Here is a 7397-nt window from a genome sequence, read left to right as displayed (position 1 = left end):
CCAAAAACAAAATAATTCCCTCTGGGAATTGAAACACTGAATATATTTTCTTTGATATGAATAAACATGWAYCGTCCAAAAACAAAATAATTCCCTCTGGGAATTGAAACCAACCGCCCTGTCCTTTTCGACGGACAAGTCGACGGTGATTAGTCCAAAAACAAAATAATTCCCTCTGGGAATTGAAACTTGACCAATGCCACCATTGCTAGCGGCGTTTTGGCGTGTCCAAAAACAAAATAATTCCCTCTGGGAATGACCAAACCGCTTACTAAAATAAAAAGCGGTTTTTTATTTTTTGAAATTATTCTCCGGTAAAATCTTTGTAGAATGTGAAAGAACAAACCGGGGGCATATTTCAAACATGTTAAAAAAACTTGCATCTGCTGCCAAAAAGTATCTTCTTGCGCCAAAAAGCAGAAATCTATAAGTTTATTGATATAAAACGACAAATATCTACAATATATTTCCGCAAAATAAATAAAGTAAGTGCAGGAAAAACATTGGTTATGACGAAAATTTGTATAAGAATTTTTTGCCAATTAACTGATATTTTCATCAACAGCCGGGAGGTGATCGCTTTGAACCTATTAGATGTTGTAAAAGGGGCGTTATTGCATGATATTGGCAAGTTTATTCAGCGAGGCTGCCATGACGGGCAATCCATGACTCACCAGGAGCACGGTTATCATTGGCTGTCCCAGCAGGGGCTGCCCGGAAATATTTGCGAGTTTGCCGCACGGTACCATGCTGTCGATAAAAATAACCCGAAGCACGACAGAACGGACGCTTTTTACCTGCAGGCGAATGAACTGCTTATTGTTTGCGAGGCTGACAGTCTTTCCTCGGGCGAGCGGTTTGTTAAGGACAAAAGTAAAAGCCGCTGGTGTGGTAATACCCCTCTGATGTCCCCCTTTTCACGGTTGTCGGCTAATCATTCCGGGAACCAAGCAGCTTATCATAACTGCTGGCAATTTCAGGTGCTTGGTACAGCGGAAAACCTGTCTTTTCCTGTTAATTATGAAGAGGCCCTGAACAGCTACCGGGTAGATAATTATAGTAGCTTGTTCAGGGCCTTTGAAGAAGAGTTCCATCAGCTATCTCCCCGGTTCAACGAGAACGCTCTGCTAATGCTGTTAGAAAAATACACCTCCGCCATACCTTCGGAGACGCAGGTGGAAGAGGGGAAGCCCGAAAACCATCCGGATGTATCTTTGTTTGACCATTTGAAAACCACAGGGGCTATAGCAGCCTGCCTTTATCAGTATCTTTCAGAAACATACAGCGAAAGGTTCCGGGAAGAATACTTAAAAGAAGAAATACTGAACAGGTTAGAACCAAGATATTTGCTGGTTGGCGGGGACTTTTCCGGTGTGCAGAAATTTATTTATACCATCAGTTCCAAGGGGGCTTTAAAGACCTTACGAGCCAGGTCCTTCTTCCTGGAATTGCTGACAGAACATGTGGTGTCCAGCCTGTTAAAAGAAATGGGTCTTACCAGAGCAAACGTGGTTTTTTCCGGCGGCGGGCGCCTTTATCTACTGGCACCCAATACCATCTCTGTCAGAAAAGCCCTGGGAGACATAGAGACCAGGGTCAACAGTTATCTCTACAACTCTTTTGACGGCCGGTTATTCCTGGCCCTTGACAAAGTAGAATTTTGCGGCCAGGCTTTGATGGTAAATACCGAAGATAAAAAGATAAAGGAAATAATAAAAAACTGCCGCTCGCAAAACCATCCGCACTGCAGCCTGTGCCGGGAGAGCATGGAGCAGCAAAAAAGACCCGTTGACATGGGTCAAATATGGGGCCTGCTCAGAAGACGTTTGACGGAAAAGAAAAATCGAAAATTTGCCCATATTATTGCGGACAACCCGGAGGTTTTCTGGTCTGTCAGGGAACCCGGGGAGGAAACCTGTGCGGTTTGCCACAGTGAGACCGGTACATTATCGGTCCTGCGTTTGGCGGCAGACGGTGACGGACCTGTCCGTGCCTGTAAACTTTGCAAACAGCTTTATGAACTGGGAGATGAATTGCCCGGGGCAAAATATATTGCAGTTAGCGATGAGAAGCCGGCACAGCTTCCTTACATATGTATTGAAGATTTTTATTATATTATTTGTTTCGGGCAGGAGGACTTAAAAGATTTAAATCCTGTGCGAGTGCTTGTCTTAAATAGCTGGTCAGTTGACGATTATTTGCACCCGGAATCGGTGCAAATGCTTACCGGTAGCTATGCGGCTAAAAAGGGCAGGAGTTATAAAAGTTTTGACGAACTGGCCAGGGATGCTGTAGGAGGAAACAGGATTGGCATTTTGCGCATGGATGTGGACAATCTCGGAACTCTGTTTACCCGGGGGCAACCTTACAAGGCCAGAACATTTTCCAGGTTGTCGGCGCTTTCTCGCAATTTAACAAGGTTTTTTAAATATCACATAAACCAGATATGCCGGGGGAACCTGCCGGCGGGCGATCCCTTTAAACTGGTGCCTGGAGATTCGGGAAGGAATGTAACTATTGTTTATGCCGGCGGGGATGACTTGTTCCTGGTGGGATCGTGGGATGACGTTACTGAGGTGGCCTTTGATATAGAGCGCTGTTTCAAGGACTTTACAGGAAGAAACCCGGACGTTACGATCTCCGGAGGCATCACTGTGCAGGGTCCCAAGTACCCCCTGTACAGATTAGCGGAAATGGCCGGAGAGGCAGAGGAGCAGGCCAAAGCAAACGGCAGGGACAGCATCACCCTGTTTTATTCACCCCGACCGGACTTTCTTAAGGACGGTGTACTTGCCTACACAGGAACTTTTAAATGGCAACAGGCCCGGGGTATGCTGGCGGAAATCCTGCAACCGGCAGTGAACGACCTGGGGGTCTACGATGCCGGAAGCAGGCGGGTTGAATTTATCTTTGGCAAGAGCTTGCTGCACAAACTACTAACAGTATCAGACATCTGGTGGCGGGAAGGAAAGCTCTACCTGCCCAGACTGGTCTACGTTCTGGCCAGGGAAAGTGAGCGCTTGAAAAAATATCAACGGTTTGGACAGTGGGAGAACTGGAAGAACAAAGTTACAAAACTGATAACGTAGCCAGCCTGCGTATTGCAGTAACCTGGCTGGATTTACTAAGCAGGAGGGGAGCAGAAGATGGCGAACGGTAACATTTCCCGTGGCGGCAGTGATTACAACAAAGGCCGAGGGGGTCAGCAGGGCGGACCCGGTGGCCAGGGCAGAGTGGTTGAAAATATTGTTAATGGGATTAGCAGTCTCAAATATTTTAGCGATATGGCTGTGGATAACCTGGTTGAGTATGCAGAGAAGGCTGGCGAGTACCTGTGCCAGATAAATTTAAAGACCAACCAGATCAGAAAATTTCTGGATGCAGTTAAAAAAATTGAGTCCGAGTGCAGCAAAGGTAATTTTGACAGAGATTCTGTCAAGCTGCTTAAACCCAAGCTAGCCTATGCTGCCGGCCGGCAGAAAGAGGTTAAACCGCTGATGCAACTATTGGATCCGGCTATTAATAAAGTAAACTCTATTGATGATTTTAAAAAATTTGCTCGCTTTGTAGAAAGTATTGTGGCCTATCACAAGTTCTACGGTGGCAGAGACTAGTTAAGGGGAAGGAGATGTAGTATGTCTGATCATAAACGTAAGAGACCCCTCAAGGGTAAAATTATTTTAAAGGGCGAAATGGAATGTGTGACGGGCCTGCATATTGGTGCTGCCGGCAATACTCTGGATATTGGCGGGCTGGACGCACCGGTGGTAAGGGACCCGGTTACACGGGAGCCTATGTTCCCGGCAGTTCTCTCAAGGGCAAGATGCGTTCCCTGTTGGAGAGGAAAACCGGTGTACCCTTTGATCGTTACGGGGGTAACGGTGTATACCGCCACGAGTGCACGGACCGCAGTTGTCCGGTTTGCCGGGTCTACGGAGCCACCGGTGGCCGGGAAGGCAGTGATAAGAATATACCGGGTCGCTTAATTGTCCGGGACATGCACATGACACCTGAGAGTGTGGAACTGCTCAGCCGTATAGAAACCGGCTTACAGTATACCGAGTGGAAATTTGAAAACTCCCTGGACCGGGTTACCGCAGCAGCTAACCCACGTCAGTTGGAACGGGTGCCACGGGGAACGAAGTTTAATTTTGAGATCTTATATACGGTAGAGACAGATAATATTGCTGAACTGGAAGAGGATATTACTTATTTGGTACAAATTCTTGGCCTGGTGGAAGATGATACCCTGGGTGGCCACGGTTCCAGGGGTTACGGTAAGGTGCTTTTCCATTTTACCAGTTTTGAAGGACGTTCCCTGGCCTACTACTCGGGCGATAAATCGGCTGTTTTAAGATTTGATGTTAAAACCCCGGAAGAATGTGTGGCTGTGGCAGGTCAAATGGCAGCCTTCTTTGGTTAGGAGGGGGGCGCAGATGACCTGCTGGTTGGTTAAGTTGAATTTTTACTCCCCCCTGCACCTGGGGCAGGATGGAATCGGCATGGAAAAGGTAGATAGTTACCTGCGCTCGGATACCCTGTTTGGCGCCCTTTGTCATGCATTAGCCGCTATATATGGAAGAGATGCGGTGGATGCCCTGCTGCACGACTTTAACACCGGAAGGCCGCCATTTTTACTGACTTCTGCTTTTCCATATTTTAAGGAAACATTTTTTCTTCCCAAACCCTTGGGGCCGGCGCCTGTGTCCCGGGAGAGGATGGAGGATGTCAGCTATTTAAAGGAACTTAATAAGCTGGAATTCCTTTCCCTGGAGGCCTTTGCCCGCTGGGCAAAAGGGAAAAGTGTCAGCCCGACGGAAGTTAAGAAGATTAAAGAAACATATGCCTGCAGCCGCGTTTATCACTTGGTTCCCAGGGTCCAACTGGACAGGGTAACCGCCGCCTCCGGCATCTACTATGCTGGTATGATAGTTTTCAGCCCCGGGGCCGGGCTTTATTGCCTGATAAAATCAGAGAACCAGGAGGTTATTCACGGGTTGGAGGCAGCTTTCCGCTGGCTGGGCGAGACAGGCCTGGGAGGCATGCGCAGCCTGGGCCTTGGTCTTTTTGAACCGGAGTGGCAGAGGGCGGAGGGTAAATGGCAGCTGCTCCTGGAAGATAACAAAAAGGCAAAGACTCGATGTCTGCTATCCCTGTATCATCCATCAGAAAAAGAAATAAATTTATCCCTTAATGGATCATATTACGAAATCATTGAGCGCCGGGGCTGGTCCTCCTCTCCCTTTGCCCCGGGGCAGGTAAAAAGGAAATCATGCCGGATGTTTGCCGAGGGAAGTGTGTTGGATTACTCCCCCGGTGGCTGTCTGGTAAATATAACACCGGAAAAATGGGACGCCGGGCGTCACCGCCTGTACAGGTATGGTTATGCCTTTGCTGTACCGGTGGGGGTGAACTAATTGATAAAAAATATAACCATTAAAACTGTCAGCCCTGTGCATGTCGGCGGAAAAACTCAGGAACTGACGCCGATGGAAGCGGTCGTAACCGGCGGCAACTGTTATGTTGTGGATGAAACCCTGCTGGGTGCAGAGCTTTTGGCTAAAAAGAGGCTGGACAGTTTAGCTGTTGAAATAAGCCGTCAGGGGCCTCGCTTTGAATTGGGGGGTTATCTAAAGGGTCTGGGCTTTTTGAATAAAAACTTTCTGGATAAGGTCAGCATCTATCGCTGCCAGACACCTCTGACCAAGACGCCCGGCCGACTGCGCCCTTTTGTGCGGGATGCCTATGGCCAGCCCTTTGTACCCGGATCTTCCATCAAAGGGTTTATCCGCACGGCAATTATGTACAGCATTCTAAAGAAAATGAAGTCTCAGCAAAGCCATCAGTTTGAACTCTTTGTAGAGTCAATAAAAAGAAAATTAAATGAATACCTGAGAGCAGAGGATTGGCAGCGAAGCAAACCGGCCTTCAAAGACAGCATTAAACGAAACATGGCAGCGCAAATAGAAAATGAACTAATGCAAAAATTTAATCTGCCAGTGCCTGTTTCGGGAGGCAGAGGACCAACCGGACCCAACCGGGATTTCATGAGGGTGCTCAAAGTATCTGATTCCACAGCCCTGTCCAAAGAGGCTCTGACACTGCAGGAGGTTCAAATATTAAGCCTTACCGGTACTGGGAAAGAGGTTTATCTAAAAACCCCGCTCTATGCGGAAGTAATTCCTCCGGGTGCAGAGCTGAGTTTTAGTGTTACCCTTGATGAGCCCCTGCTGGAAACCTTTGCCAGGCAGAATAAGGGCAATGTCCCCTTTGAGAGTCTCCGGGATGTTATGCAAATGATTGAAGATTTTGCTCGTGATATCTGGGGCTATGAAAAGGACTATTGGCAAAAATTAACCGGACCGGGTGTCAGAAACATGAGGGATTTTTACAGCAGTTCACCCGCTGGCTGGCGAATAGGCTGGGGTTCCGGGCTGGTTGGAGCAAGCCTTCTGATGTTGCTCCCCGTAGACCTGGCAAGGGAGATCAGGGACGCTCTGTTTATGCCCAGGGGGGATGCTGCATTTCCTAAATCCCGCCGGGCGGTTATGGAGGATGGCATCCCCCGCTGGCCCCTGGGATGGATGACAGTAATATAACAAAAACCGGAGGTTGTACTTTGCTGTTAAGCTGTGTTGTTAATTTGAAAGTTCATCAAGAGTCTCTGGTGCCACCTTCAATGGGTCAGTTATTACATGCCTTTTTTCTGGACAGGGTACGCAGGTTGGCTGAAGAACGGGCAGAGGACCTGCACCGGGCAGAGGAAATAAAGCCTTTTACCGTTTCTCCCTGTGGGGAAGGGTTACATACCAGGATAATCGGTGGCGACTGTATCCCGGTGAGACATATTCCTTCCGGGTAACCAGTATAGACAAGGAATTGTCCCTATGGTTAGTTGAGGAATGGGCTCCTTCTTTGAAGGAGGAGGTTGTCCTGGCGGGAGCTTCTTTCCAGGTTGCAGGTATCACCGTAAAACCTGAAGAGCACGCTTGGGCAGGTATGACTGCCTTTGAAGAAATTTATAACCGCTATATAGACTGCCAGGTAGATAAGAAGGTGGGCATATATTTTCACTCTCCAACTACCTTCAGGGTAAGAGGAAACAACTACCCCCTGCCCGATCCCAGAAAAGTATTTCTAAACCTGTTAAATAAGTGGAATATGTACTCACCTGTGCATCTAGGAGACTGTTGAAAAACTCCAAACAATAATAACCAAAAATAGATATTTTTAGCATAATAGGAAGGAAAATAGAGATATTTGTAGAAATAAATACCTATCATCAGATAGGGAGTGCTAATTTAATATGTTAAAGCAAAAAGGACGTCAATTATCTATAACCGACATTGATGTATTAGAGCAATGGAGTAACAGACCCCTTGTTTCTGAAAACAGCA

The 7397-nt window shown here is 47.4% G+C and carries 8 protein-coding genes; 7 read left to right on the top strand and 1 reads right to left on the bottom strand.

The annotated features are described in order from the left end of the window. Nucleotides 1–149 precede the first annotated feature (149 nt). The gene (locus P378_RS04390) at nt 150–413 is read right to left on the bottom strand and encodes a hypothetical protein (protein WP_143338407.1); all 264 of its coding nucleotides are present in this window, start codon (nt 411–413) and stop codon (nt 150–152) included. A 168-nt stretch (nt 414–581) separates the two neighbouring features. On the opposite strand from P378_RS04390, the gene cas10 reads away from it, so the two are divergent. The 7 genes from cas10 to cas6 all read left to right on the top strand — a co-directional run bounded on the left by cas10 (nt 582) and on the right by cas6 (nt 7194). Beyond that, nucleotides 582–3089 (top strand): type III-A CRISPR-associated protein Cas10/Csm1, encoded by a 2508-nt coding sequence (cas10, locus tag P378_RS04385; protein WP_180260985.1) that lies wholly within the window; start codon nt 582–584, stop codon nt 3087–3089. Between the two features lie 57 nt (nt 3090–3146). Beyond that, nucleotides 3147–3614 (top strand): type III-A CRISPR-associated protein Csm2, encoded by a 468-nt coding sequence (csm2, locus tag P378_RS04380; RefSeq protein ID WP_099082401.1) that lies wholly within the window; start codon nt 3147–3149, stop codon nt 3612–3614. A gap of 83 nt (nt 3615–3697) precedes the next feature. Then, complete coding sequence (gene csm3, locus P378_RS04375) at nt 3698–4423, top strand: type III-A CRISPR-associated RAMP protein Csm3 (RefSeq protein ID WP_180260984.1); 726 nt, start codon at nt 3698–3700, stop codon at nt 4421–4423. Nucleotides 4424–4436: 13 nt separating this feature from the next. Beyond that, complete coding sequence (csm4, locus tag P378_RS04370; RefSeq protein WP_180260983.1) at nt 4437–5417, top strand: type III-A CRISPR-associated RAMP protein Csm4; 981 nt, start codon at nt 4437–4439, stop codon at nt 5415–5417. Beyond that, on the top strand, nt 5418–6599 hold the full coding sequence (gene csm5, locus P378_RS04365; protein WP_099082399.1) for a type III-A CRISPR-associated RAMP protein Csm5: 1182 nt from the start codon (nt 5418–5420) through the stop codon (nt 6597–6599). A gap of 20 nt (nt 6600–6619) precedes the next feature. Then, complete coding sequence (locus P378_RS04360) at nt 6620–6862, top strand: hypothetical protein (RefSeq protein WP_099082398.1); 243 nt, start codon at nt 6620–6622, stop codon at nt 6860–6862. A 53-nt stretch (nt 6863–6915) separates the two neighbouring features. Beyond that, nucleotides 6916–7194, top strand: a complete 279-nt coding sequence (gene cas6, locus P378_RS04355; RefSeq protein WP_099082397.1) for a CRISPR system precrRNA processing endoribonuclease RAMP protein Cas6 — start codon at nt 6916–6918, stop codon at nt 7192–7194. Nucleotides 7195–7397 lie beyond the last annotated feature (203 nt).

This window comes from Desulforamulus profundi (genome assembly GCF_002607855.1).
This window is presented reverse-complemented; position numbering and strand designations above follow the sequence as displayed.

Bases quoted from the DNA above. Each gene is read 5' to 3' on its own strand.
- csm2 (WP_099082401.1), top strand. From the start codon at position 3,147: ATGGCGAACGGTAACATTTCCCGTGGCGGCAGTGATTACAACAAAGGC.
- csm3 (WP_180260984.1), top strand. From the start codon at position 3,698: ATGTGTGACGGGCCTGCATATTGGTGCTGCCGGCAATACTCTGGATAT.
- csm4 (WP_180260983.1), top strand. From the start codon at position 4,437: ATGACCTGCTGGTTGGTTAAGTTGAATTTTTACTCCCCCCTGCACCTG.